Origin of the sequence: Mesorhizobium sp. M7A.F.Ca.CA.002.15.2.1 (assembly GCF_003998715.1) — a bacterium.
Taxonomy (GTDB): domain Bacteria; phylum Pseudomonadota; class Alphaproteobacteria; order Rhizobiales; family Rhizobiaceae; genus Mesorhizobium; species Mesorhizobium ciceri.
Window position 1 is genome coordinate 1 of sequence record NZ_RZPI01000895.1, and the last position, 1832, is coordinate 1832.

General features: G+C 66.2%; 1 protein-coding gene and 2 pseudogenes. 1 reads left to right on the plus strand and 2 read right to left on the minus strand.

Annotated features, from left to right (window positions below):
* On the minus strand, positions 1 to 1077 hold a 1077-nt coding region (locus tag ENZ74_RS30810; RefSeq protein WP_245471046.1), incomplete at its 3' end, for a thiamine pyrophosphate-binding protein.
* 34 nt (positions 1078 to 1111) lie between these two features.
* Positions 1112 to 1711, minus strand: a pseudogene (locus ENZ74_RS30815) (DUF2090 domain-containing protein); the annotation flags it as partial.
* On the opposite strand from ENZ74_RS30815, the pseudogene ENZ74_RS30820 reads away from it, so the two are divergent.
* A pseudogene (locus ENZ74_RS30820) lies at positions 1701 to 1832 on the plus strand (DUF2090 domain-containing protein); the annotation flags it as partial. The pseudogenes ENZ74_RS30815 and ENZ74_RS30820 sit on opposite strands and share 11 nt — an antisense overlap.

Sequence of the window (1832 nt, forward strand, 5' to 3'; positions counted from 1 at the left end):
CTTCAGCGCAGCACCGAGTTCCGCCAGGCCCTCGGCCGCATCGGCCACCAGCGGCAGGGCGCGGTGCTTGCCGGCATCGAAGGGCTGCACGTTGAGTCCGATGATGGTCTTGCCCGAATTCTTGAACAGCGCCCACGAACCGGTGGTGAAATCCTGCAGGCGCGTGCCGATGGCCAGCACGACATCGGCTTCCTCAGCCAGCCGGTTGGCGGCAGAAGTGCCGGTGACGCCGACCGCCGCCATGTTGAGCGGGTGGTTGTCCGGCAGCGAGGATTTGCCGCCTTGCGTCTCACAGACCGGGATGCCGCCGCTCTCGGCGAATTTCGCCAGTTCGTCCGACGCCTGCGAATAGAGGACGCCACCGCCGGCGATCACCAACGGCTTTTTTGCACCCTTGAGCGCGGCGACCGCGGCCGCCAGTTCCTGGCGATCCGGGCGCGGCCGGCGCTGGTGCCAGACCCGCTCCGCGAAAAAACTCTCGGGATAGTCATAGGCCTCGGCCTGGACGTCCTGGCAGAGCGACAGCGTCACCGGGCCGCATTCGGCCGGATCGGTCAGCACGGCCATGGCACGGCTCAGCGCAGGAATGATCTGCTCCGGCCGGGTGATGCGGTCGAAATAGCGCGAAACCGGACGGAAGCAGTCGTTGACCGTCGCCGTGCCGTCGGAAAAATCCTCGGCCTGCTGCAGCACCGGGTCGGGGATGCGGTTGGCGAAGACATCGCCTGGCAAAAACAGGACGGGCAACCTGTTTACATGGGCGAGCGCCGCCGCCGTCACCATGTTGAGCGCGCCGGGGCCGATCGAAGAGGTCGCGGCCATGAAGCGGCGGCGGAAATTGGCCTTGGCGTAGGCGATTGCCGCATGCGCCATCGCCTGTTCGTTGTGGGCGCGAAAGGTCGGCAGTTCGTCGCGCACCTGATAGAGCGCCTCGCCGATGCCGGCGACATTGCCGTGGCCGAAGATCGCCCAGACGCCGCCGAAGATCGGGACTTTGCTACCGTCGATCTCAGTCATCTGGCGCGACAGGAAGCGGGTCAGCGCCTGCGCCATCGTCAGGCGGATTGTCTTGCTCATGGTGTTTTCCTCCGCAGTCCTATTCCGCGCCTTCTTATGCCGCCTTGCGGCCGCGCGCGGCAAGCCACGCATCCGTCAACTGTTCGAAGCGCTGCGCCATGTCGGCGATCGCCTCGTCATCCGACATCCTGCCGGCCAGCCATTGTTCGGCCGCATGGACGAAGATGGTGCGGCCGACGGCAAAACCCTTGACGATGGGTGCCTTGGCGGTGGCGGCGAACGCCGCTTCCAGCTCGTCCTGCGGCGCTTCCAGGCCCAGCAGCACGACGCCGCGGCACCAGGGGTCGTGCTTCAGGATCACGGCCTCGATCTTCGCCCAGGCGCCGCTCGACGCCTGCGGCTCGAGCTTCCACCAGTCCGGCTTGATGCCGAGCGCATAGAGTTCCTCCAGCGCGCGCGGGATCGTCGTGTCGTCGAGCTTGCCATGCTTGCCGGCAATGATCTCGATGAGAAGTTCCCTGCCGACCTTCCGCGCCGCTTCGAACAGCGCGCGCAACTTCTGCTGCTGTTCGTCCTTGAGCGCCGCCGGATCGTCGGGATGATAGAAGCACAGGCATTTGATGCAATGGTCGACCGGCCACTCGGTGAGCTGCGAGCCGATGTCCTGCGAGAATTCGAAGCGCAGCGGCCGCGACGGCTACGGCATGCTGATCGACGAGAAACACGGCCGCAAGGCGATGTTCGAATTCGCCAGGCATTCCTTCGCCTGGCTCGGGCGGCCGGTGGAGCTGCCGGGTTCGCGGCCGGCGGCAACC